Origin of the sequence: Janibacter sp. DB-40 (assembly GCF_029510815.1) — a bacterium.
Taxonomy (GTDB): domain Bacteria; phylum Actinomycetota; class Actinomycetes; order Actinomycetales; family Dermatophilaceae; genus Janibacter.
This window is the reverse complement of record NZ_CP120360.1, coordinates 3,213,571-3,238,519: the sequence shown is the minus strand read 5'-3', so window position 1 is coordinate 3,238,519 and position 24,949 is coordinate 3,213,571. Positions and strand designations below refer to the sequence as shown.

Below are 24,949 nucleotides of genomic sequence, written 5' to 3'. Positions count from 1 at the left end.
AGCTCACGCCGGCAGCGATCTGGTCGGACAGGTTGCCGGACTGGTCCAACAGCCTGCGGTGACTGGCGACCGTCCGCTGCCGGCATCGATCGCTGCAGAAGCGGGGTGGTCGTCCCCGTCCCTCGTGCCACGTCAGGAGTTCTGAGCACTCAGGGTTGTCGCATCGACGTTGCAGGTCGGTATCCAAGGGGACGCACCCTTTCCGGTTGAACAGTGCGAACGTGGATGTGACGCCGGGAGGTGCTGGGTCCCATCTTTCGCTGCGGTCCTGCGCGGTACACACACAGTATCACCGGAAATCGTGCAGTGGACAATGCACAATTACCGTTGCAAGCCGTCCCTGACGGTCGAGCATTGCCACGCACTACGGTAGTGCGTAGATCAAGGCTCGGTGGGTAGTGGTTGGGGGGAAGGTTGGGGTGCGCTGCCGTGGACGAACGCTAAATGTGCGCCATGACGTTGTCGGCAGGGGAAAGTTGCTCTAGTCTGAGCGGCGGACCGTCTCCTCAGACGGAACGCGTTGAGGGCGCACCCGTTGCACCGGGTACGCCCTCGGGACGAGTCCTGATGCAATTTGCGATAGCGAAGGACTCGTCGTGCCCGATTCTATCTGTGGTGACGCTGAGGATCATCCCCGTAGCGCCGTGTGGTCGTTCGATCTGGGCGGCGGGGTTGTCCCTTGGGTTGGCTTCGGGCCGCCCGATGCGAGGGTGCTGCGCAGCGTGCGGAGGATCCGCAGCCGGAGCGGTGCGGGCCATGTCCCCACGCTGGCGTACTCGACCACGACCGGTGCTCATCTCCAACTGGAATCGGGCTTGGAGCATGACCTGGTCCGTGATCTCGACCGCGATCCGAACGTCGCGTGGCTGGTTGCTCAGCCCGCGCGGATCCGAGGGGTCGGCCGCCACTCGAATGCCAGCGGACTGGTGCCGGATCTGCTGAGCGTCTCTGCTGTGGGCCAGGTGACCGTGTGGGCGGTGCGACCCGAGTATCGACAAGACGAGAAGTTCGTGGCGCAGACGAAGCAGACGGAAGCCGCCTGCGCTGAGTTCGGATGGGCTCACCAGGTTTTCGCAGGCATGCACCCCACCCGTCGCAGCAACCTGATGTGGCTGGATGGCTTCCGTCGGGCGATGCCGTGGTACTCCGAGGCCTTGGCTCACCTATCTGCGAATGGGCGTCGCGCAGTAACCCTCGAGGACGTTCTGGAGACCGACAACGGCCACGGACACGTTTTGTCCGCGGTATGGCACGCGATTCGTCTCGGGGCAATCGACTGCGATCTGAACGCCGCCTTCACTCAGGAAACGGTCTTGCGGTTCGTGGAGGAAGGTGCGTCATGAGCGGCTCCGCGCGAGTTGAGCTGTCGGTCGGGGCGCGTGTTCTCCAGTCGACGGGGCCGGCGATCGTCATCGCGATAGAGCGTCATGGAGTTTGCCTGCGTGATGTTCATGGTGATGACTCACACGTGGTGTGGAAGGACCTTGCAGTCAAGGCGATCGCCGACGCCAAGGTGCAGGCGACCCATGCGTCGCTAGAGCCATGGTGGAGCAGTCTCGACGACGCCGCCCGCGCTGAGGCACTGGTTCGCCACGAAGTCATCCTCGAGGTGCTGACTGGGTATCGGATGGGATTCCCCGAGCTTGCCCAACCTGGTGAACCTCATGTGCCTTTCGGCGAGGGATTCGGGGCGTCCATGCGGGAGCGGGTGCAAGCGATGGCACGACAGTTGTCCCTCGAACGCGAACAAGATCGTGACCTCGGACGGCGCGTACTCAGTGGATCCATCCGAGATTCCACAGTGTCCGAGGCCACCATCTGGAACTGGCTGAACTCCTGGAAGCGTGAAGGCCTGCGCGGCTTGGTCGACGGAAGGCGGTCTCGCGGCAAGAAGGGCTTCGAGGCGATCGACCCGCTGCTGGTGCGGATCGTTGATGAGGAGCTCGCTCGATTCGACGGGTCGGCCAGCAAGGTCAATCTCAAGGAGCTTGAGCGTCGGGTGCACGTGCGCCTGAAGCAGGAGGGCATAACAGATCTTCGTCTGCCGCAACGGCTCACGCAGCAGTACCTTTCCTCGCGATACGCGGCACTCGGGTCCACGGCTCGTCAGCACAAGAGCGCGAAGATGCGTCGCCAACGAGGTCATGCCAGCTATCCAGACACTCACCCCGGGCACCTGGCGGTGGATGTCACGCGGGCTGATGGCCTGGTGTGGGACGAGTTCCATGGTCGTCCGTACTCGGTGGAGATCATCACGATCATCTCGGTGCCCACCCGCGTGATTGTTGCCTGCCGCGTCGTGCCCCGCTCGGCCAACGCGATTGAAGTAGGCATGGCGCTCTATGACGCGATGCGACCGTTCTCGATGGTCGTCGACGGAACCACGGTCGATGACTTCCGCTGGTGCGGGATTCCTGCATCGCTGGACTTCACGCCACATCCGCTAGTGGCCCACCGCCCGCGTCTGAAGATTGACCGATCGATGCAGGGGGAACACATCAAGCCGGGCTTGATCCCGAAGTCGATCCGAGCGGACAACGGGTCGATCTTCGTCGGCACTCATCTGCGAGCCGTGCTCGCTGATCTGGGTGTGGATCTGCTGACGTCGCGCGTGGGACACCCCACGGACAACGCGCACGTGGAGCGCTGGCACGAGACCCTCCAGCGGGCCTACCAGCAGGTGCCCGGCTCCAAGGGCCGCAACGTCCAAGAACGCGGACGCTTTGTCGGTCACGAAGCCTTCGAACCGTTGCTGACCGCTCGGGAGCTCCAGCAGCACCTACACCGATTCATTGCCCTGGACTACCACCGCAGCCCCCACGACGGGATTCATCTACCCGCCCTGGAGGGCGGCCGGTTCACGCCTTTGGAGCGGTTCGACATGCTCTCCGAGGCAACCGGCCGCATCCTCGTCCCCCAGCATCCCGACCTGATCTACCAGTTCCTGCCGATCCGGTGGCTCACGCCGGGCAATGCGGGAGTGGCCTACCGCGGTCTGACCTATGACGGGCCGATCATGGACGAGCTGTACGGCCTGGCCCCGCGAACATTCCGGTCCCGTGACGACAAGGTGCCCTTCTTCTACGACCCACACGATCGCAGCCGGCTGTGGCACCGCTCGCGCCACGATGGGCGCGTCCATGAAATGCAGTGGCGGCAAGCCCACCTGGTCAACGCTCCCTTGACCGACACCGTCGTCGCGAGGGCACGTCAACTCATCAGGGAACGAGGTGGCAACAACGCCATCACCAAGCGCGGCACCATGCTCGAGATCGTCGATGCCCTCACCGAGCTGACCACCCCGCCAAACGCCGATGAGTGGCGTGCCCAGCTGGCCAGCGCTCGACTGCGGCACGAACAAGCCCTCTTCGACCACGCCGAGGCCGACGCGGCTCGCGACGTCATCGACGGACGGGCAGAACCGACGAAGACTCCATCGGAACCAGGTCCAGGGCAGGTGCTCTCCTTCCCCCAGGGTGAGCCACGAGCGCCGCATGACTTCGACTGGGATGCGCCCTGGCCGGACTACCGCGGCACGAGCTAGCCGTGGATTCACACCTGTGGCACCGCCAAGTCAACGACGGGAAGCGCGCCCCGTCTCCCCAGGCGTGGACCGCCCATCGTCTGGACTCCGCCCCAAGCCACGAACGGGAACAGTACGCCTCGGCGGTTCGCCGCTTTCTACGTAGCCACCCCCTGCACTCAGCCAAACACCGTCACCTGGCCACTCAGCTGGACCGAGCCCTGGCTGAGGTCGAGGACGAACCACCCGGGGCGCGCACGATCATCAGCGTCAGTGCCCCCTTCGCGGTCGGCAAGAGCACCCTGATCAAGCAATGGGGCGCCGACCTTTATCGCGACTGGGTGCCCGACTCGACGTCGGACGTCCTTCCGGAGTGGTCCGACGGTGCCGGCACCAGATTCGACCTCGTCCCGATCGTCTACGTGACCCTCATGGCTCGCAGCAAGGCCAAGGACGTGCATGGGGCAATCCTGACCTTCTTGGGCTACCCCTCCCGCGGCACCACCAGCGAGATCACCCTGCGGACCACCACGGCACTGCGCAACCATCGCGTGCGCTTGCTCATCGTCGATGACGCCCACATGTTGCACACCAAGAGCGTCACTGGCCGGGAGACCCTTGATGCGCTGAAGCAGATCAACACCGAACTCGGGGAGCTCGGCGGCACCCTCGTCCTGGTTGGAGCCAACCTGACCAATGGGCCGGCCCTGCGTGACCCTCAGATCCGCGGAAGACTGTTCGAGCACCACCTGTCCGCCTACGACGTGGCCACCGTCGGCGATGCCGGACGCTGGCAGGAGATGCTGGCCTCGGCAGAAACGACCATGCGTCCCTACTTGCCTGACCAAGACAGCCTGCCCGCCGAGCTAGCAGGCCCGATCTTCAAGCGGACTCAGGGCTTCATCGGCGACGTGAGCACACTGCTGGCTGGAGCCACGTACAACGCTCTCACCGCAGGCCGAACCCGTCTGGAGCGCGAAGACCTGGCGCACGTCCAACTGAGCTCGCGAGCCCATGACGGCGAAACCGCCCTCACCACGACGCGGAGCTCGCCCGGGGCCCCTGCTCAGAGCGCCAGGAGGCAGGTGTCATGACCACTCGGCTTCCTGTCCGACCACGCCTACAGGACCATGAAGATTTGGAGGCATACCTGAAACGGTGCGCAGTCGCCAACGAATTAACTTCGACCGCGCTGACGGGTCACGCCCAACTCACCCGCATCTGTGAGGACCCGCCTGCGGCGATGATCACCAGCCTGGCCCAGCAGACCGGGACTCGGCCCGACCGGCTGCGTCGAGCAACCCTGACTGGCGCCTTCCCCGCGGCATCCCTGGACCGGGCGCGTACTGGCAGACGGTGGTCTGGCCAGCCGGCAATATGCCGCACGTGCGACGTCTCTACCGTCGACGCGCGGCTCAACATCGTTGTCCTCTGCCCCCGATGCGGCGCGCTGCTGGCGGATAGGCAGGACCCAGACCCCCTCCCTCCGCCAAGTGCGCTCATGGACGTGCAGGCTGAGGTTCTTGAGACTCTGGATCAGGCAGATCAGTCCCAGCACGCTCGGGAGCGACTGACCCGCCTCGAGGCACTCATGCGAGCCCAGGAGCCAGCCTTGTGGACCGACTGGCCGTCGCTCTTGGAGGGGGAGACCACTGAGTGGCGATCCCGCGCGGTCCGATTCGCGCGGTGGGCCATCACGCCCGGAGTGATCACCGCGCGCCCACCCTCGGTGACAGCGGCCCTCCTCGCCCTGACCTGGCCCTACTCGAGTGACACCGCGACGACCCGGGATCGGATCGACACCTTCGCCGTGATGAGCGAGACCTGGCGACCCGAAACAGACTCCCTCCCTCCGTGGCACACCCCGGATGACGCCGAGCACGGACTCCTCGAGCTCCTCGACGCCACCGGAATGGACTTCGAGCACATACCCACCACCGTTCGTCTGCGCGAGGACCCCGTTGTCCTTCCGCCCTACCTGCAGACTCTGAGGACCGCTGAAGCGCTCGTGCTGGCGACCCTCGCTGCTGGGCAGCGGCCCAGTAGGCGCAGCCTCCGGGCCGTGGCTGCGCAGCAGCATCACTCGGTGAGCGACCGAACATTGCGCGTCGCCGTCCTGCTGTTGTCCAACACGACAGCCCTGCGCTACATGGCTGCTCACGCCACGCTCCTTCATCGAGGGCCTCTCAGAGACCTTCACCGAGTGCGGGGCGACCTACGCCATCTGACGGCCGTGCCCGTTCGTGTCACTCGGCGTCTTCCCCCACTCGAGACCGGCTCCGTGAGCATCCGAGAACTCGCGGCAGCCTGGGTGTGGCTCGACGCGACCCTCGGGCGCCCCGCAGGCGGCCCGCATCCCCACATGTCGCAGAAACTCATGCGCTCCTTCGACCGCGCCCTCAACCCCGAGGGCCGACTGGTCCTGCGTGAGTGGTGGCAGCAGCGCCTCGAGGAGATACCTGCGGCCACCACCACACAGCGAAGGGAGCAGCGGCGTGAGCGCGGCGCCGGGTGACTTCGCAGTTGGTAGGCGCCTCCCCAGCCGACCGGCGCTGCCGGCCGGTCAGGCTCTGGACAGCTACCTCGAGCACCTGGCCGAGGCGAACCACCTTCGCCCCGCAGACCTGTCGCGTCTGATCACCGCCACAACCGACACCGTCCGCTTCCTGATGCTCACCCCCTCAGCGCGCACGTTGACTGCCCTGAGCGCGGTGACCGGTCTGCCGCGCGAGCAGCTACGCGCCGCAACCCTGGCCCAGTACGACGGCACGGTGCTCGACCTGACCGGACTCGAACACCATCGACCTGCCAGCTACCGAGCCCTGTCCGCGAAGGGATGGCTCCCGGGCAACGGCACCCAGATCTGCCCACGCTGCCTACGCATGAACGCCACCTGGCAGCTCCGGTGGCGGCTACCGACCATGACCGTGTGCACCCGTCACGGGGTCTACCTAGTCAGCACGTGCCCCGTCTGCACGAAACCCTTCCGAGCCACTCGGCACGGCTTCCTCCGACCCAGCGGCCACGGACCCATCTGTGGCAACGCCCTTGGTGCCCGCGGGCAGCACTGCCCCACGGACCTTGCCGAGCTCTATGCGCCGCGAGCTGACCCTGGCTGTCTCGAACGCCAAACCCGATATGACGTCGCCCTCGCCGAGGGTCGGGCAACCGTCCTCGGTGAGACGACCAGCGCCAAGGACTACCACCACGCCCTTCGGAGCCTGACCACCCTCCTACTGCACATCGCCAGTGCCGCCGACAACCCACGTGACCTGCCGTACTGGGCGCGGCACCTCAACCGCGACCAGCGCAGGGGCACCTCGTCACGGGCACCGCGGTGGGGCATCGCCCCGCCATCCGAACCCAGGCTTCGTTCACGAGCCCTGACCGCCGCAGACCGAGTCCTCGCCGCACCATCCACCGAGAGGGCAGCGGCCGAACTCGCCTTCTGGACAGACCACATCCCACGCACGCGAGACGGCGTCCTCGGCTGGGCCGCAGATCACACCCTCCCCGACCCGACCACCACCCGCCTGATCATGGCGGTGCAGGCCCCACGCCGCCGCCTCTCGCGCGCCTTGGACGAGATAAACCCCCTGACCCCGAAGGTGATGAACATCCCACAAGTCATCCCGGAGGACCTTTATCTCCAGCACCTGTCCGGACTTTTCACCTCCCGCCCGGAGACTGTGCGCACCTTTGCGGCACTGTGCCTAGCGCGCACTCACCCGAACGTGACCACCTGGGCCGAGGCCGCGTCGGGGCTTGGTCTGTCCGAAGAAGTGGGCACCCAGACCGCGGAAGCCTGCGCCACCGGCCAGACGGCAGACACGACGCGGGTTCTCCAAGCTCTGCGCGCCTTGGGGAGGCAGATGCCGGTGACGGACTACCGCGCGTTCGAACAAGTCGTGCGGCATCTGGGTAGGGCCGGCGACTGGTTTGTCCGCTGGGTCGAGGTTTTCCGACCCGGAACCGCCTGCACGAGCAAGGCGTACACCATTACCTGGCTCTGGACCCACGTAGCCGAAGGCCATTTGGGGACCAGCCCCGCATGGGTTACTCCTCCTACCGCTAATCGCAGGGCGTCGTACCGCCGCTTCGCGGCATCGCTCAGCGAGGATCAACAGCGTTCCCTACGCGAGGTGCTGGCCAGCTAGCCGCAAAGTGAGCACGGAAAGTTATGGGGAGTTCGGCGAACCAGTGGCTCAGCTCCTCATTGTGTGCGGCACGATGAGGGCATCGATTGTCGTCTGTCGCGGGGGAGTCTGTGAGCACGCTCGGAAGTTTCATCTGGTCGATTGCTGACCAGCTGCGGGGGCCGTACCGGCCCAACCAGTACGGCAACGTGATCCTCCCGCTGACGATCCTGCGGCGCCTGGACTGCCTCCTCGAGCCTGATCGCGAGACTGTGCGTGAGCTGGCGGCGAAGTACGACAACCCCAACCGGCTCAAGGTCGAGGTCAAGAAGGCCACCGGCCGGACGTTCTACAACACCTCGAACTACTCCTTCGGCAACCTGCTCAAGGACGCCGACGGCCTGGCGGACAACCTCAACGACTACATCGACCGGTTCTCCCCGGACGTCGATGTCTTCGAGTACTTCGACTTCAAGAAGGAGATCGTCGCCCTCGAGAAGGCCGAACTCTTGCGTGAGGTCGTCAAGTCCTTCGGGGCGATCGACCTCCACCCGAGCAGGGTCTCCAACTCGGACATGGGAGACGCCTTCGAGTACATCATCCGCAAGTTCAACGAGGCCGCGAACGAGACCTCCGGAGACCACTACACGCCCCGCGACGCGATCAAGCTCCTCGTAGACCTCCTCTTCGCCGAGGAGGACGCCGGCCTGACCGAGGCCGGCATCGTCCGCACCCTCTACGACCCCACGGCCGGCACGGGTGGCATGCTCTCGCTCGCACAGGAGCACCTACTCGAGCAGAACCCCGATGCGCGCCTGAGTCTCTTCGGGCAGGAGTACAACCCGCAGTCTTACGCGATCTGCAAGTCGGACATGCTCGCGAAGGGCAACGACCCGAGCAACATCGCCTTCGGCAACACCCTGACCGACGACGCCTTCCCGAACCGTCAGTTCGACTTTTGCATGTCCAACCCGCCCTACGGCGTGGACTGGAAGCAGTACGCCAAGGCGGTCAAGGACGAGCGAGAGCAGGCCGGCCCCTTCGGCCGCTTCGCCCCGGGACTGCCAGCAACCTCCGACGGGCAGATGCTCTTCCTGCTCCACCTCGCGCACAAGATGCGCGACCCGCAGGACGGCGGTGGCCGGGTCGGGATCGTCATGAACGGCTCCCCGCTCTTCAACGGTGGCGCCGGCTCCGGGCCCTCCGAGATCCGTCGGTACCTGTTGGAGAACGACCTCGTCGAGGCGATCGTCGCCCTGCCGACGAACATGTTCTTCAACACCGGCATCGCGACCTACATCTGGATACTCGACAACTCCAAGCACCCCGACCGCAAGGGCACGGTCCAGCTCATCGACGGCACCTCGGCGTGGACCAAGATGCGCAAGAGCCTCGGGTCGAAGAACCGCGAGATCAGCGATGACGACCGGGCTAAGGTCGTCGCGCTCTACGACGAGTTCAAGGATGCGGACAGCGAGCAGTCCAAGGTGCTCAGCAACGAGGACTTCGGGTACTGGACGATCACCGTCGAGCGTCCTTTGTTGGATGACGAAGGGGAGCCCGTCACCGACCGCAAGGGCAAGCCGAAGGCGGACAGCAAGAAGCGCGACACCGAGAGCGTCCCCTTCACCTACGGTCTCGACCCCGACGATGACCGCTCGCTGAGGAGCGACGAAGGAGCGTCTCGAAGCGAAGTCATCCAGGCCTACTTCGACGCCGAGGTTGCACCTCACGTACCCGAGGCCTGGATCGACCACGCCAAGACGAAGGTCGGCTACGAGATCCCCTTCACCCGCCACTTCTACACGTACACCCCGCCACGACCTCTCGCCGAGATCGACGCCGATCTGGAGAAGCAGGTCGCCAAGATCCTCGACCTTCTGCGGGAGGTCGAAGGTGACTGATCCACGTTCGTCAGGCGTGCCCCTAAAGAGGTTCATCAAGTCCGTGCAGAGCGGGACCAGCGTCAACGGCGCACCTTGGCCTGCCCCTAGGGGCGAAGTTGGGGTGCTTAAGACGAGTGCTGTCTATGGCGGGACATTCGACCCAAATCAGAATAAGGAGGTCGAGGCGGCCGAGGTGGATCTGGTCTCGTGTCCAGTTCGCGAGGGTGCGTTGATCGTCAGCAGGATGAACACGAAGCAGCACTTGGGGGTGGCGGCTGCCGTACGGCGTGACTTCCCGAACCTCTACTTGCCTGATCGCCTCTGGTCCATCACATTCAACGGTGCAGATCACCGCTACATCGACTGGTGGACGAAGACCGAGCAATATCGTTCACAGGTGGAGGCAGCGAGCGTTGGTACAAGCTCATCGATGCAGAACATTAGCCAGGGGGACTTTCGTGAGATCCGTATCGATATGCCAGATCTCAGTGCCCAGCGTGCAATCGCTGACTACCTCGACCGCGAGACTGCTCGCATCGACACGCTCATCGAGGAACAGCAGCGCCTGATCGAGATGCTCCGCGAGCGAAGGGCTGCTCTGATCTCCCATTCGGTACTCGGCCACGCGTCAGAGCGGACCCAACTTCGAAGGCTGGTCGATGTCATCGACTGCGCCCACGTAACGGCGGAGTTCGTCGATGGCGACGAACGCTTCCCCGTGGCAAGCATTCGCGAGTGTCAGGGCGCGGCCGTCGACTTGTCGTCATGCTCGTATACGACACCGGAGTTCTTCGAACACTTGCGAAGCGGAAGCCGAGGGCCGCGAGCCGGTGACCTTCTCTTCATCCGTAATGTCTCCGTCGGGCTTGTCTCCATCGTCACTCCAGATCTCCCAAGGTTCGCGATCGGCCAGGAGACGGTCCTGCTCCGGCGAAATTCGTCTGTGGACCCCGTGTACCTGAGGTATGCATTGCTTGGGGCGGAAGTGCAACACGCAATTGAGAGCGCAATGATCGGCAGCACATTCCGAAGGATCAACGTGTCGGCCATCCGCGCCTTGCCGGTCGCCGCGCCACCCGTCGATGAGCAGCGCCGTATCGCGGCCTACTTGGATGAGGAGACAGGGAAGATCGACAGCCTCATTTCCGAGACTGAGAAGTTCATCGAGCTTTCTCGTGAGCGGCGGGCAGCGTTGATCACGGCTGCGGTGACGGGGCAGATCGACGTGCGAGAGGTGGCGTGATGGCTGACCACAACGAGGTGGTCTTCGAGTCCGAGATCTGTGCGTACCTCGAGGCCCAGGGCTGGCTGTATGCGAAGAACGACAAGGATTATGACCGGGAGCGGGCGCTGTTCCCGGAGGACCTCTTCGCGTGGCTGGAGGAGACGCAGCCGGCTCCCTTCGCCAAGGCGTTGAAGGCTGCGGGCTCGGAGGCGAAGTTCCTCGACGTGCTGACCACGGCGCTGGACAAGCCGCTCGAGCACGGTGGCGGGATGCTCAACATCCTGCGCAACGGAGTGCACTTCATCGGTGGTGGCCGGTTGAAGATGGCCCAGTTCCGTCCCGAGACGTCCCTGAACCAGACGACGGTCGAGCAGTACGCCGCGATGCGGGTTCGGGTGATGCGTCAGGTGCACTTCTCGACCGCGGACCAGCGCAGCATCGACCTAGTCTTCTTCGTCAACGGTCTGCCGGTGGCGACTGTGGAGCTGAAGACCGACTTCACGCAGTCGCTCGACGAGGCGGTCAACCAGTACAAGAAGGACCGCCACCCGATCACCAACGGACGGGTCGAGCCGCTGCTGTCCTTCGGTCGCCGGGCGTTGGTGCACTTCGCGGTCTCCAACGACCTGGCCGCGATGACCACGCGGCTGGAGGGCGAGAAGACGCACTTCCTCCCCTTCAACACGGGCAACGAAGGTGGAGCCGGCAACCCGCCGGCCGCGGACGGCAAGTCTTCGACGGCATATCTGTGGGAGCGGGTGTGGGAGAAGCGCGCCTGGCTGAACATCATCGGCCGACTGATGATCGTCGAGACCAAGGAGGAATGGGACGTGGCGACGGGGACCTCCCTTCGCCGCACGTCGATGCTCTTCCCCCGCTTCCACCAGTGGGAGGCCGTCACCAACATCGCCGCCGCCATCGCGGAGGAAGGGGTGGGGCAGCGGTACCTCATCGAGCACTCCGCGGGGTCGGGCAAGACGAACACGATCGCGTGGACCGCTCACCGGCTGGCGCGGATGCACATCGACGACGTAAAGGTCTTCGACTCGGTGATCGTCGTCGTCGACCGCACGGTGCTCGACGGTCAGCTGCAGGACGCGATCCGGCAGATCGACGGTGGCGGGAAGATCGTGGCGACGATCAGCCCGGAGGACGTGCGCAAGGCCGGGGCGACGTCGAAGTCGAGCCTGCTGGCCCAGGCGTTGAGGAACGGTGAGCTGATCATTGCGGTGACGGTGCAGACCTTCCCGTACGCGCTGGATGAGATCCGCAAGGACTCGGCGCTGAAGGGCAAGAAGTTCGCCGTCATCGCCGACGAGGCGCACTCTTCGCAGTCCGGGCAGGTCTCGGCCAAGCTCAAGGCGGTGCTCACCGCGGAGGAGGTCAAGGACATCGAGGAGGGTGGGCAGGTCGACGTCGAGTCGGTCCTGGCCGCGGAGATGGGGGAGAGGGCGGAGTCGCCGAACATCTCCTATCTGGCCTTCACCGCGACGCCGAAGAACAAGACGCTGGAGCTGTTTGGCCGCACGGGAGTCGACGGTAAGCGGGTGGAGTTTCACCTGTACTCGATGAAGCAGGCCATCGAGGAGGGGTACATCCTCGACGTGCTCAAGGGGTACCAGTCCTACGACACCGCGCTGAAGATCGCCGGCAAGGCCAACACGACCGGCGAAGGGGAGGTCGAGGAAGGGACTGCGCGTAAGGGGCTGATGCGGTGGGTGCAGCTGCACCCGACGAATATCAGCCAGAAGGTGCAGATCATCGTCGAGCACTTCCACGCCAACGTCGCGCACCTGCTCGAGGGCAAGGCCAAGGCGATGGTCGTGACGGACTCGCGAAGGTCGGCGGTGAAGTACAAGAAGGCGATCGATGCCTTCATCGCCAAGCGTGCCGCGGAGGATGCCTCGTACAACTACCGCACGCTTGTCGCCTTCTCCGGTGGGGTGACGATGGACGAGAACGAGGTGTGGACCGTCGAGTGGGGGCCGGCGCCGACCAAGGACGACGAGTTCACCGAGGCCAACATGAACCCCGGCGCGGGTAGTGATCTTGCGGCAGCGTTCAAGGGCGACACGTACAAGATCATGACGGTCGCCAACAAGTTCCAAACCGGCTTCGACCAGCCGCTGCTGTCGGCGATGTACGTCGACAAGCGCCTGTCCGGGGTGACCGCGGTGCAGACCTTGTCGCGACTGAACCGCACGCACCGTACGGCCAGTGGGGAGCAGAAGCGCAAGACCTTCGTCATCGACTTCGTCAACAAGCCCGAGGACATCCGCTCCTCGTTCGAGCCCTACTTCAAGGGCGCGGCCCTCGAGACCGAGACCGACCCGTACGTCGTGGTGCATCTGGCGAACAAGCTGGCGCACGCGGGGATCTTCACCGAGGACGAGGTCCGCAAGACCGCCGAGCTGTGGGTGACGCGCAAGGGCAACAGCGCGCTGTCCGCTGCGGTGGCACCGGCCAAGACCGCATTCCAGAAGCGCTACGAGAAGGCCCTCGAAACCGACGACAAGGTGGTGCTCAACGAGCTCGACCTCTTCCGCAAGGACGTCTCCACGTACGTGCGTCTCTACGACTTCATGAGCCAGATCATCGACTACGGCGACCCGTACATGGAGATGCTCTCGATCTACCTGCGGCTGCTGGAGCGGGTCATCAAGGACGAGTCCTGGTCTGCTGAGGTGGACCTGTCCGACGTGGTGCTGGTCGGAGTGAAGCACAACAAGGCCACTGCGGCCGACATCTCCCTGACCGGCGATGGCGAGCTCAAGGGCATCGGCGCTGCCGGAACTGGCGCGAAGAAGGACCCGAAGTACGTCGCGCTCCAGGTGGTCATCGACAAGATGAACGACCTCTTCGGGGCAGAGTCCTTCGCCGAATCGCAGATCCGTGAGTTCGTCAACGGGCTCGTCGAGCGCCTGATGGCGGACCCCGACCTGGTGAACCAGACGAAGGTGAACTCGAAGAAGCAGTTCATGGAGTCGCAGGACTTCCAAGCCGCCGTCACGGAGGCGGTCGTGGAGAACCAAGATGCCCACAACACCATGGCCGACTACTTCTTCAGCGACGGGCCCGGGGCTCACGGCGTGGTTGTGGCGCTGGCTGATGCCTTTTACGAGACCGCGAAAAGCGACACCAGTAGCGGTTCAAACCAGGTCAGCAATTGAGGCCCCCTCACTCTGCCAGCGCCAGTGCTGCGAAACTGATGGATTCGTGGGTTGGGCATATTGACGATCTGGACGAACCAGAGGAGGGCGCCTATCGCGGCTTCATCAAGTTGCGGCTCGTGCACGGGCGTGACCGCTCCTTGCTTCTGCCCGACCAGGTTGTCGTGCAAGGCTCGGGAACCTTCTGGCTGCAGCCGCAGTCGTTCTACGCGCCGATTCTGTTGCTCGACGAGCCTGGTTATACCCAACTCCACCTTGCCGTAGCCAACCGTTGGGGCAGGGATGTGGTCATCCGCGTCGACGTCCAAGGTGATAGCCATGTCGCCTCGCTGACCGACCGATCCCAGATCTACCGGTGCACCATCCACGGACCGCGAAACCTCGACCGGCTCAAGGCCGGCCGGGCTCGCGTTCGCACGGATGGCGGCTTCAACCTTCGGCTGTACCACCACACCAGCAAGAGCAGTAGGTCGCTCATCTTAGAGAGCCAGGAAGTCTGGGGTTCCGCCTGGAACTTTCAAGGCACGAGAGAGTTGGCTAACTGCAGATTCGCCTACTTCACTAGCCTTGATCGGATCGAGAAGGACGCCGACCTTCAACGCATAGCCATGTCGGGAACTGGTCGACTTGGCCTCCGCCTCGACCAGTCATCGGACGGAGCGCCGCCTGACCTAGTGCTGGAGGTCTACCGGGAGCGCACCGAGAATCGAAAGGGACGGATCCCACTTTGGGTTCCGGCCGAGCATGTCTCCCCCTCACACATTTACGAGCATCACGGTGTCGGCGTGGAGTACGAGGTCGCCCATCCTTGGATCCATCGGGTGGGCCTTGAACCTGGCGCAACGTACGCCTTCGTCGGCGACAAGGCGGTCCTGGACCAGAACGGCCTGAAGCGGTTCGACTACTTCGTGATCGGAGATTGCAGGACCAAGGCTGGACTCGCTGCGCCCTATGACGAAGACGTGACAGACGAGACCTTTCAGATTCAAGATCTAGGCGAAGCCACCATCTTTCAGTTCTGGCGAGAGCACTGCAACCAGAACCACATGCACGGAGACATTGAGACCCAGGAGTTCCTGGACTAGGCCGTCTCGCTAACGGGGTACGTCGTGTCGTCACGATCCGGGCCGATGGCAATAAGGTTCGGCCTGCGGAACGGCTCAGTGGCGCGGTGCGGGCTCACGACGATGATCGGCACCGCCTCGGCAGCGTGGCTTGGCGACAACACGCGAACTCGAGAGCATCGCCGTGCGGCATGACCGCACACGCGCGTGTTCTTGGACGGCGCTACGAGCAACGAATGAGACACCTCGGGTGCCTGACCAGGCGGTGCGTCGCGTTTGTCGCTTCCACGCTCTTGCTGTTGACGCGAGGACCCGCCGACGGACCGACGGCGCCCCCGTCGAGCAGCGCTTAGGTGAAGCCGTACGAGAGGCCGAGCGGCGAGACAGCGTCCGCGGGCAGATCGTCGGCCCGGGCGTCGGGAGCGAGCGACGGGAGAGGACCCAGTTTCGCGGCGAGCACCTGGTGGAGTGCTATCTCATCAATAACGGCGTGGTTGTCGCGCCCGACAACATCACGGTCCCGATTACCGCCAACTGATTCTCTGCGGGACGGCCCCATGCCAGCCGACGCGGCAACGCGAGGAGGTTGCCGTGAGACGAGACTTGGATACTTTGCACAACGCTGCCTCGGTACGCAGCAAGAACGTCATGTTGTGAGTGACCGAGAATCCGTAGCCCTCAGCTATTTTGACTGACGGTTGGCCGAGTCCCACGGTCCCGGGCCGGGCCGTTGGCATCCTCGCACCCGACCGGAAATGGTCTGCCACTGAGTTAGATCTCTGGGAGTCGGCGGCTAGCGGACCTGAGGCTAGATTCTCTGGATCGCCTGTCGCCATGACCCGATAAGTTTGGGAATGACGAGTGGCTTTTACCATGCACAGAATGCAGGCAAGGTCTGCTGGCAGCCAAAAATTACGGCATCACTCGTGGCGGATAGATCGTCGGGTAGGGAAGACTGGTGCGCCCAAGGCTTGGAAGGAGCGACGGTGTCGCCACGGATCGAGGAACTGAGCGTCAAGAACCTGCGTTCGATAGGGGGCGAGAGTGTGACGATTCGCTTCCCTGAGACCGGCGCCTTGGTGCTGTTGGGCGAGAATAACGCCGGCAAGAGCAATATCACCCGCGCCCTGGACTTACTTTTTGGGGACTACTGGCCAGGGACGCGACGGTTGGAGGAGCACGATTTTCACGGGCGTGATAGTGATGGCATCGCGGTCGAGGTCGGCGCCGCAGTGTCTGGCATTGCGTGCCCGTATTGCTCCGGAGGCGAGGTTGAGTACTTCAGTTGGGTCTACGACACCCAAAACACCGGGCAGGACGGCAACCCTGTCCAATACCGCTTCAGGTGCAAGAACACCTACTGCACAAAGTCTTGGCCGAACAGCGCCATGAGGTCGGTGCTCTCGGCCGCCGTCCTCGACGCCGACCGGCGGCTGGCCTACCAGTTCAGCTACGCGAGCAAGTACACAATGCTCTCTAAGCTCATGCACCGGTTCCACGAGCGGCTGCTCTACGACCCAGAGCGGAAGATACAGCTTGCCAGGATCTTCGATGGCCTGCTTGAAGAGTTCAGCTCAGTTCCGGAGTTCGCCAAGTTTAAGGACTTGCTTGCGGAGACGGCTGAAGAGTTTGGCCAGAACCTGCCCTACAGGCTAGATGTCGACTTTAGCGCCTATGACCCAAGCAACTTCTTTCGTTCACTCCGAATCCACCCCACCCTCGATGGAGAGGTGAGGAGTTTCGACGAGCTCGGGACCGGTCAATCGCAGATTCTCGCGTTGGCGTTCGCCTACGCCTACGCGGTGGCCTATGGGCAATCGGAGGGCACGGTGCTTGTGATCGATGAGCCGGAGGCTAATCTGCATCCGCTGGCGCAGCAGTGGCTGGCGACGAGGCTGAACCGCCTGGCGGCACCCGGGCTCCAGGTGGTGGTGACGACCCACTCGCCGCACTTCGTCGACCTGGCCAGGCCGGAAAATCTGGTGATGGTAAGCAAGGACGGGAGCGGCGCGACCCAGGTGGTGCAGAGGTCCGTTGACGAGCTGGCGGCAGTCTTGGTCAGGCGGGGTGCGGACCCGGACAAGACGCTGCCTGAGACGGTTGGGCCGTTTTACGCGGCCGGCGCGACGACGGAGATCGTCAGCGGCCTCTTCGCGAGGCGCTGCGTCCTTGTCGAGGGGAGGACGGAGTCCTTGGCGTTGCCCGAGTTGCTCAGGGCCCGCGGTCTCGACGTCCTCAGGGAGGGTGTTGCTGTGGTCTCGGTTGAGGGCATCGGCAACATTGCCAAGTGGCACCGTCTTTACACCGCCCTCGGCATTGAGTGCTTCTGCATGTTCGACACCGACTCCGACAAGGGCAGCGACGCGCAACTGCTCGCCAAGCGGCTGGATATTGCTACGGCGCTAGATTCGGAGGGAGACCCCGCGGAGGCCGCGACGGTTCTGGGCGATCCTCTCTATGTTGGCCAAGGATATGCCACCCTCGACCCGAACTTCGAGGGTGGCATGAAGGCGCTGTTCGGCGACGCGTGGACACGGCTACACGACGAGGCTGTCGCCTCCGTCGGCGAGTCGAAACCGCTTCGCGCGAGGTACGCTGCGCACCGCTTGGCCGACTTCGACTTCACGGGCAGCCCCGGCGAACGAATTGACGCGCTCGTCCGAGCAATCCGCGGCGAGGGATTGGTCGACGGTCCCGACGGGGACGGGCAGAACGACTCCTTGCCGGACAGCATCCTTAGCAAAACGTACGTTTCCGACTGGCGGGCACCGGACGACCCCCCGTTCTGACCCTCACGTGATGCCCGCGACCTTAGGGCAAGCCGCCAGACCTTAGAGCTCGCGCGGATAGGACGGCGTATGGATCAGGGGCACCGGGCAGGACGAGAGTCCCACCGGTAGCGCTTCCAGGACTGCCGGACCAGGCGGCGGATGATGATGATCGCGCTGGCCAGCGCCACCCAGGCGTTCTGCACGCACCCTTGCCGGTCGGTCACCCTCGCCAGCGCCGAGAACCCTCTGTTGTGCCATGAGTTGGTCCGCTCGACGACCCATCGACGAGTGTGGTTGATAGGCAGAAATACCCCCTTGGGAGTGATGTTCGGGGTGCAGCCCAGCTCGGAGAGAAGATCCCGGGTCCGAGCCGAGTCATAGCCCGCATCCAGGTGAACCGTCATGACCTCAGGAAGCCTGAATCCGAACACGGCGAGGGTCTCTAGCGTCGGACGCAGGAGCGGAGAGTCGTTCCTGTTGGCCCCGGCCAGCACCCATCCGATCGGAATCCCGCCGCCGTCCACGAGCACCGATCTCTTGAGACCCGATTTGCCGCGGTCGACAGGGCTGCGGCCGGTGTTCTCTCCTCCGCACGGTGCCTTGACGATGCATCCGTCGACCACGAGGTTGTCCAGGTCGAGGCCGACAGCCTGGTCGTAGGCTTCCAGCGCCAGGTGGTGGAGCCGCTCGAACACGCCGGCACGGATCCACTCGTCCCGGCGGGCTCGCATCGTGGTCGCCGAGCAGGTCTCATCGGCGTGCTGCTGGTAGGTACCTCCCAGGACGAGGCGGGCCAGAAGCTTGTCAAAGACGACCCGGTCTGGGATGCGCGGGCGGTGACACCCCAAAGGGTGGTTGATGTTGCGTTCGGGCAGCAGGGCTCGGAACTGTTCCCACAGAGGGTCGGCGATGAAGCCGGGCAGGACGGGCACGTGGTCTTGTGATCGTCGTCGTCGAGAAGAAGGGCGGGGCCGCCGCGCCGTACCCGTCCGGGCGCGGTGCGGCGGCCCCGGTCCTGCTACCCGACCTGCGGCTGCCCCGCCGCGGTGGACGGCGAGCGGGAGATGACCACGGCACCGACGACCAGCCCGATAACGGCGAGCACCGCAGCGACCACGAACGGGTCCCCGGAGTGCAGGGCCGGTGCGAACCCGAGGCCGACGTAGACGGCCACCCCGGCTGCTCCGCCGAGCTGGTCAGATGCTCGCTGGACGCCGGAGGCGATCCCGGCGTCCTCCTCGGTGGTGCCGCTGACTGCGATGTACTGCAGACCCACGAGCCCGAAGCCCATGCCCGCTGCGATCAGTAGCATCGCCGGGAGCAGCCACACCGCTCCACCACCCAGGACGGCCACGAGCGCGACCACGCCCATCGCGCCGGCAGCCGCTGCCAGGCCGACCAGCACGCAGGCGCGTGCGCCCCAGTGTCCCAGCAGCCGAGGCACGAGCACCGAGGCCACGATCAGCGCCACGGCCAGGGGCAGCATCGTCAGGCCTGCCCCCAGAGGCCCGATACCGAGCCTGTCCTGCAGGTAGAACGTGAACAGCAGGAACGAGGTCGACAACGCACCGCTGAGCAGCATCGTCGTCAGGTTCGCCCGCAGCCGGGCCCGATCGGCGAAGAAGGTCAGCGGGACCAGCGGGTTCGGCGACCTCGACTCGACCCGCACGAACCCGGCAGCAGCCAGCACCGCGCACACCAGCGCGACCCCGCTGACCCACAGGCCGGTGGCAGGCTCGCCCGCCTCGACCGCGGCGTAGACGAACAGCAGCGGGCACGCGGTCAGCAGGAGCGAACCGGGAAGGTCCAAGCGGCACCGTCCCCCGGACGCGGGCCGGTCGGCCGGTACCAGGAGCAGCGCGGCCACGATCACGACCAGGATGAAGGGCACCGAGACCAGGAAGACCCAGCGCCAGCCCAGGTGGGCGGTGATGATCCCTGACAGGGCGAACCCGAGAACCAGGCCGCAGCTGGCCACGGCCGCCCACACGCTCAGGGCCCGTGAGCGGCGCGGCCCCTCGGGGAAGAGCAGCACGATGGTCGCCATCGCCGCGGGCAGCGCGACAGCCTCGCCCGCGCCCTGGAGCAGGCGGGCCGCGACCAGGACCGGAAAGGACGGGGCCAGGCCAGCCAGCAGGGAGGCCGCGCCGAAGACGCTCGTGCCGACCAGGAGGGTGCGGCGGCGGCCGAGAAGGTCACCGAGCCGACCGCCGAGCATCAGCAGCCCTCCGCCGGTGATGGTGTAGCCGACCACGACCCAGGTCAGGGAGTGTCCCCCGACGCCGAGGTCCGCGCCGATCGAGGGCAGCGCGATGTTGACCACGGTCACGTCGACCGCGATGAAGAACTGCAGCATCGACATCGCGCACAGCACGAGCCATGCCCGCACAGGGGCGGGACCGATCCCGCATGAAGTGGTGGAAGTGCCTGAAAGCATCAATTGCTCCGTCGCTCTGAAGAGTTTCCGAGCAGCACGAAGGGCCGCTCCGGTCTGATCACGAAGCGGCTGGACGTTCCAGGTGAGGTGTTGCTGTGTGCCGGACGTCCCGCCGCTAGCGGGACGTCCTGGTCACTGCCGCGCAAGCGGCCGAGCTCGAAGCGCCTGACATGCTACAGATGCTAGCAGCGGGGAATATTCGCCCCCGGACCTGTCCCTCCTATCCGCGCGAGCTCTTAGCCGGGTACGTTGCGTGACGCCCTCGTTGAGGCGAGATTTGTGCAGAGTAGGCCGCGTGTCGTGCGCAGTCTGCGCTGCATCTCGACATCTAGTTGTCGAGATGCAGCGAAGATTGCACAGACGGTCTTCGTATGCAGCAAAAACGTCCTGTTATGGGTCGCGCTATTTTGGTAACGACGAGTTATCTGGTCTGTCGATGCCGCCGGCTGACGATCCCGCACTGCTGAGTTGGGAGACGACCCGTAAACCCTGTGTCACATAGCGCCCGGTCACCGAACAGATCAGCGGACGGGCTTGTGGGACGCCCGGCGGATGGGAGCCGGCTCTTGTGCAGGTCAGCGGCGGGCGTGTCCGGGTGAGGGTTCCTCCTACGGGAACCGGGCGGATGAGGGGTCTTGATGAATTCTGGCAGCAGCGCTCTGATGTTTGCGTTCCGCGAAGAGCTTCGACTGGAACGTCCTCATACACTTGATTCTGCTGAGTGACGGTCGGTCGACCTCCCCACGGGCGGTCACGAAAGTTCCCCAGGGATGGCCATGGGTCTCCCCACATTCGTCGTATCCTGCACGGGACCTTAGGCACCGGGAGAGGAAGCGCGAGCGTATGCGAAAGGTCGAGTGGAGCGCCGAGGTGGAGCAGGTCGACTGGGTCCGAGAACGACTCGCCCCGTTCGAGTCGGGTGAAGTGACTTCGGTCGTGCCGGTCGGCTTTGGGGCATACGCGCGAGTCCTGCATCCAGCCCACGACTCCCAGGAACGCCCGATCCGCTGGTTCGAGGTCGCAGCCCACAACGGGATCGAGCTACCTCGCGATGCTCACTTCCCCGAGATTGCGCTGCAGCCCCCGGGCGACCGAAGCCAGGCGTGGAACGTCGTCGCACCCCAGGAAGGCACACTCTGCCTCGCACACGCCACCGCGCTCGTTGACATCCTGCGCCAGCACACCACCTCCCCGGACAGATGCTGGTTTTGCCTGTGGGACGGCTACGGGTGGGAGACGAGCGCCTTGTACTCGATACCGTCGGCCATCTTCGGCGACGAGCCGCAGCCCGGGGCCGAGCCCGGCCTGTATGTAGGTCCCGACACTCAGGTCAGCGTCCCTGAGCCGCATGGTGCTCCCAAGGACCCGATTCCGCGCCAGGTGCGGGACGGGCCTCGGGCGGAGTTACCAGGGCGTGGGTATTTCCTCTACAAGGGAGTGCTTGACGCAGCACTGGCCTTCCTTGAGCCAGAGCAGCAGACGCCCAATCTGTGGTGGCCAGCGGACCGTGTCTGGTGTCTGGCCAGTGAGCTGGATCTCGGGTGGACCTATATCGGCGGTTCACCGGACCTGATCGACCACATCGTCGGGGACAGCCGGATCGAGGCGGTTCGCGCCGAGCCGGCGGACAGTCACCATCTGCGCCTCCCACCGTGGCTGGTGACTGCGGTCGACGCGGCGGTCTCCCAAGTCATGCAGGGACACCAAGGGCGTGTGCAGACCCAGCTCGGCACGGTGACGGCCACCGCGCGGCGCCCGCGGCGTTTGCGTCGAGGTGACCTGTGGACCACCAGCGTGCGTGCCGACGGGTCTTCCGACGGCAGCGGGTGGACCAGCCTCGCCGACCGTTATGAGGACGCGCTTCGCGAAGACATTCGCCACCAGCTGGCCTGGGCGGTCATCGACCTCCTCGGATAAACAGGCAGCGCCTCCCTCATACCCATGCGCGACGTACCGCAGCGGAAACCCATAGGGACACACCCCGACAACCTCCACCTTGCTCACCCACTAAAAGAGAAACCATCTAAGAGCATGAGCAACCAAAGACCACTCTATTGAAAGCCTCGTTTCGATCAGTCACCTTCGGACCCACCGCGGGCCAACCTCGTCAATGTTCGCACTCCGTATATCGCGCCCACGAGAACGAGAGCGGTCACTGCCCAGATCGCCCCTACCCAAAGCGTCCACCCATTGAACAGATCCGGCGAGTCCTCCACCAGACCGTACGATTCAGCAGCTTCTCCACCAGCAAAGAAGCACAGAATAAGAAGGAAAGGCAATAGAAGACCTACCAAAGGCTGCGGAAGGTGCACAACCAAGAGCAAACTGGTCACCGTCAGCGCCAACATAAGGCTTAGGAAAGTCGAAAGCCAAGCGCCCACATCCGAGGGGGACGTGAGCAGCATCAGAGATAAATAAGGCAGGGTCACCGCCGTAGCCCAGGTTAATATCTTCACCTTCACTCCGGGATGACTGTGGTGCATTCCGGGCTACTTAGAACTGGATTGAAGTCCAAGAGAAACGTCTGCGTTGTTGAAGCCTGTGTTAGCCAACCCAATCGTTGGTGTAGCTACCGCTTCCGGCCCGGACCTTGCCAGTCCACTTGCCCGTCGTCCAGAGGACCTTTCCCGGCCAAGAGCCCGTCTTGGTTCCGCTGCCGTAGAACCCGTTGTGGCTGTATGGGGGGGGGTTGGCCTGGACGCACAGGTCGCGCGAGCCGCAAGGGGAACGCATGGAGATGCGATTGATGCCGTTCGTCTTGGCGACTCTCATCACTGTGGTGAGATCTCCGCTGGCAACCTCTTGGGTGATCGTCTTTGGAGTGGAGGACTCAATGAAGTCCTCGAGCTGAGCGCCTGTATCCACCGGAGCGTTGGTGCGAACGCCGTCGATGACCTTGATCTCGCCGTCGTCGGGGGCAGGGCTCGGAGTGGAAGACGAAGCGGGGCTGGCGGCTGCTACCGAAAGAAATGCTGCGGCACCGAAGGCTGTGAGTCGGACGCCGTGTTTCAAGGAATCTCCCCCTACTTAGTTGCTCAGCCCCTTGCTGAGCGGGCAATGAGAACGCTAATGGCCATCGCTCCTCGTCGCGACTTTTCGCGCGTCTGTGGCGGGTCGCACGACGGCCCTGAGCAGCGCTCGGGTCTAAGCGGCGTCCCACTGACCACGAGCCACGCGACGAGGGGGACCTAGGCGGATGGCAGTCAATGTTCGAAGTTGACTGCACGAGTGCCCGAAGTCCTCTGCACAGGAGCCGGGCGGCCGTATGAGGATCCTCTTGCGGGACGGTCCGATGCAGCGGACGCGACAACGCGACGGGCTGACCGTAGGGCTTTGACTCGGGTACTTTGCACGACGCCCGTCGCAAGGCGGTATGTGTGCAAAGTAGGCCGCGTGTCGTGTGCAGTCTTCGCTGCATCTCGACATCTAGCAGCGCTCCCGCCGAGCGGACGTGACCTACCACGCGGGGTGGACCGTGGGTGCTTAGCATGGGGCGCACGGCCAACCGCGGTTTCACCTCCGACCCGCTCGCCATCGGCCGCCTCCACCCCCTCACGAGAGATCTGACCCACGTGATTCGTTCCATCCGTAGTCGCACGGTGCTGACCGCAACCGCTGCCGTGGCCGTCTGCTTCTCAATCGCCTCCTGCACCCCACCCAACGAGAGAAGTTCCGGTGGGGGCGGAGTTTCCGGCTCGCTCTCCGGCGCCGGATCGTCCGCACAGGCCGCCGCCGTCGACGCCTGGAAGCAGGGCTTCCTCGGGGCCAACCCGGACGCCACGGTCAACTACGATCCGATCGGCTCGGGCGGTGGCCGCGAGCAGTTCGCCTCCGGCGCCGTGCCGTGGGCGGGCTCGGACGCCTACCTCGCCGACGAGGAGCTCGCGGCTGCGCAGGAGCGGTGCGGCGGCAAGGGCAACCTCATCGAGATCCCCGCCTACATCTCGCCGATCGCCCTGCCGTACAACATCCCGGGCGTAGACGACCTGCAGCTCTCTCCCGAGGCCATGGCCAAGATCTTCAACCAGAAGATCACGACCTGGGACCATGAGGCGATTGCCAAGGAGAACCCGGACGTCGACCTACCGTCGACGCCGATCACGGTGGTCAACCGCTCCGACGAGTCGGGCACCACCGAGAACTTCGTCGACTACCTCTCCGTGGCTGCGGGCGACGCCTGGCCGCACGAGGTCTCTGGCAACTGGCCGGTCTCCGGCGGCACCGCCGCCAAGGGCAACACCGGTGTCGTCCAGTCCATCGAGGCCGCCGACGGCTCCATCGGCTACGCGGACGTCTCCCAGATCGGCGACCTCGACGCCGCGAAGGTCCAGGTCGGCGAGGGCTGGGTCGAGCCCAGCCCCGAGGCCGCCGCCAAGATCCTCGATGCCTCGACCCAGGTCGACGGGCGTGGCCAGTTCGACTACGCCACCGAGATCGAGCGCGAGACCACGGAGGCGGGCACCTACCCGATCGTCCTGGCCTCCTACGAGCTGGCCTGCACCCAGTACGAGGACGCTGAGACCGCCACGCTCGTGCAGGCGTGGCTGTCGTACGTCGTCAGCGACGAGGGTCAGCAGGCCTCCGCCGAGACGGCCGGTTCGGCCCCGATCAGCGACGACACGCGGACGAAGGCCAACGCTGCCATCGAGGCGATCTCTGCACAGTGAGGAACCAACGCCACTGATCCCGATTGCCCTGTCAGTCAGCGGTGGAGTTGGCGGTGGGCAGCGGCGGCGA

At 64.7% G+C, this 24,949-nt stretch carries 15 protein-coding genes; 12 read left to right on the top strand and 3 right to left on the bottom strand.

Annotated elements, in window-relative coordinates; all coding sequences use genetic code 11:
• Window positions 1-596 precede the first annotated feature (596 nt).
• The 10 genes from PVE36_RS15550 to PVE36_RS15505 all read left to right on the top strand — a co-directional run bounded on the left by PVE36_RS15550 (window position 597) and on the right by PVE36_RS15505 (window position 17,793).
• A complete protein-coding gene (locus tag PVE36_RS15550) occupies window positions 597-1,343 on the top strand; it encodes a TnsA-like heteromeric transposase endonuclease subunit (RefSeq protein WP_277453594.1) in 747 nt (248 codons plus the stop codon).
• Entirely contained in the window at window positions 1,340-3,544 is a 2,205-nt protein-coding gene (locus PVE36_RS15545; protein WP_277453593.1) for a transposase, read from the top strand. Before PVE36_RS15550 ends, PVE36_RS15545 begins: the two co-directional genes overlap by 4 nt.
• 2 nt (window positions 3,545-3,546) lie before the next feature.
• Window positions 3,547-4,617: a TniB family NTP-binding protein gene (locus tag PVE36_RS15540; protein WP_277453591.1), complete on the top strand. Its 1,071-nt coding sequence runs from the start codon at window positions 3,547-3,549 to the stop codon at window positions 4,615-4,617.
• Between the two features lie 1,187 nt (window positions 4,618-5,804).
• Window positions 5,805-6,038: a hypothetical protein gene (locus tag PVE36_RS15535; RefSeq protein ID WP_277453589.1), complete on the top strand. Its 234-nt coding sequence runs from the start codon at window positions 5,805-5,807 to the stop codon at window positions 6,036-6,038.
• On the top strand, window positions 6,019-7,680 hold the full coding sequence (locus PVE36_RS15530; protein WP_277453588.1) for a TniQ family protein: 1,662 nt from the start codon (window positions 6,019-6,021) through the stop codon (window positions 7,678-7,680). The genes PVE36_RS15535 and PVE36_RS15530 overlap by 20 nt, the downstream gene beginning before the upstream one ends.
• A gap of 110 nt (window positions 7,681-7,790) precedes the next feature.
• On the top strand, window positions 7,791-9,563 hold the full coding sequence (locus tag PVE36_RS15525; protein ID WP_277453587.1) for a class I SAM-dependent DNA methyltransferase: 1,773 nt from the start codon (window positions 7,791-7,793) through the stop codon (window positions 9,561-9,563).
• 226 nt (window positions 9,564-9,789) lie between these two features.
• Window positions 9,790-10,788: a restriction endonuclease subunit S gene (locus PVE36_RS15520; RefSeq protein WP_277453586.1), complete on the top strand. Its 999-nt coding sequence runs from the start codon at window positions 9,790-9,792 to the stop codon at window positions 10,786-10,788.
• Window positions 10,788-13,940: a type I restriction endonuclease gene (locus PVE36_RS15515; protein WP_277453585.1), complete on the top strand. Its 3,153-nt coding sequence runs from the start codon at window positions 10,788-10,790 to the stop codon at window positions 13,938-13,940. Before PVE36_RS15520 ends, PVE36_RS15515 begins: the two co-directional genes overlap by 1 nt.
• A gap of 38 nt (window positions 13,941-13,978) precedes the next feature.
• Window positions 13,979-15,025 carry a hypothetical protein gene (locus PVE36_RS15510; protein WP_277453584.1) on the top strand — a complete coding sequence of 349 codons (1,047 nt, stop codon included), beginning with the start codon at window positions 13,979-13,981 and terminating at the stop codon, window positions 15,023-15,025.
• 965 nt (window positions 15,026-15,990) lie between these two features.
• Window positions 15,991-17,793, top strand: a complete 1,803-nt coding sequence (locus PVE36_RS15505; RefSeq protein ID WP_277453582.1) for an AAA family ATPase — start codon at window positions 15,991-15,993, stop codon at window positions 17,791-17,793.
• A 74-nt stretch (window positions 17,794-17,867) separates the two neighbouring features.
• On the opposite strand, the gene PVE36_RS15500 is transcribed toward PVE36_RS15505, so the two are convergent.
• The gene (locus PVE36_RS15500; RefSeq protein ID WP_277453581.1) at window positions 17,868-18,707 is read right to left on the bottom strand and encodes an IS5 family transposase; all 840 of its coding nucleotides are present in this window, start codon (window positions 18,705-18,707) and stop codon (window positions 17,868-17,870) included.
• Between the two features lie 86 nt (window positions 18,708-18,793).
• Complete coding sequence (locus PVE36_RS15495) at window positions 18,794-20,137, bottom strand: MFS transporter (RefSeq protein ID WP_277453580.1); 1,344 nt, start codon at window positions 20,135-20,137, stop codon at window positions 18,794-18,796.
• A 918-nt stretch (window positions 20,138-21,055) separates the two neighbouring features.
• Between PVE36_RS15495 and PVE36_RS15490 the strand changes: the two genes are divergently transcribed.
• Complete coding sequence (locus PVE36_RS15490) at window positions 21,056-22,129, top strand: hypothetical protein (protein WP_277453578.1); 1,074 nt, start codon at window positions 21,056-21,058, stop codon at window positions 22,127-22,129.
• A 627-nt stretch (window positions 22,130-22,756) separates the two neighbouring features.
• Here PVE36_RS15490 and PVE36_RS15485 read toward each other — a convergent pair.
• Complete coding sequence (locus tag PVE36_RS15485; protein ID WP_277453577.1) at window positions 22,757-23,224, bottom strand: hypothetical protein; 468 nt, start codon at window positions 23,222-23,224, stop codon at window positions 22,757-22,759.
• 587 nt (window positions 23,225-23,811) lie between these two features.
• On the opposite strand from PVE36_RS15485, the gene pstS reads away from it, so the two are divergent.
• Entirely contained in the window at window positions 23,812-24,879 is a 1,068-nt protein-coding gene (gene pstS / locus PVE36_RS15480) for a phosphate ABC transporter substrate-binding protein PstS (RefSeq protein ID WP_277453576.1), read from the top strand.
• Window positions 24,880-24,949 lie beyond the last annotated feature (70 nt).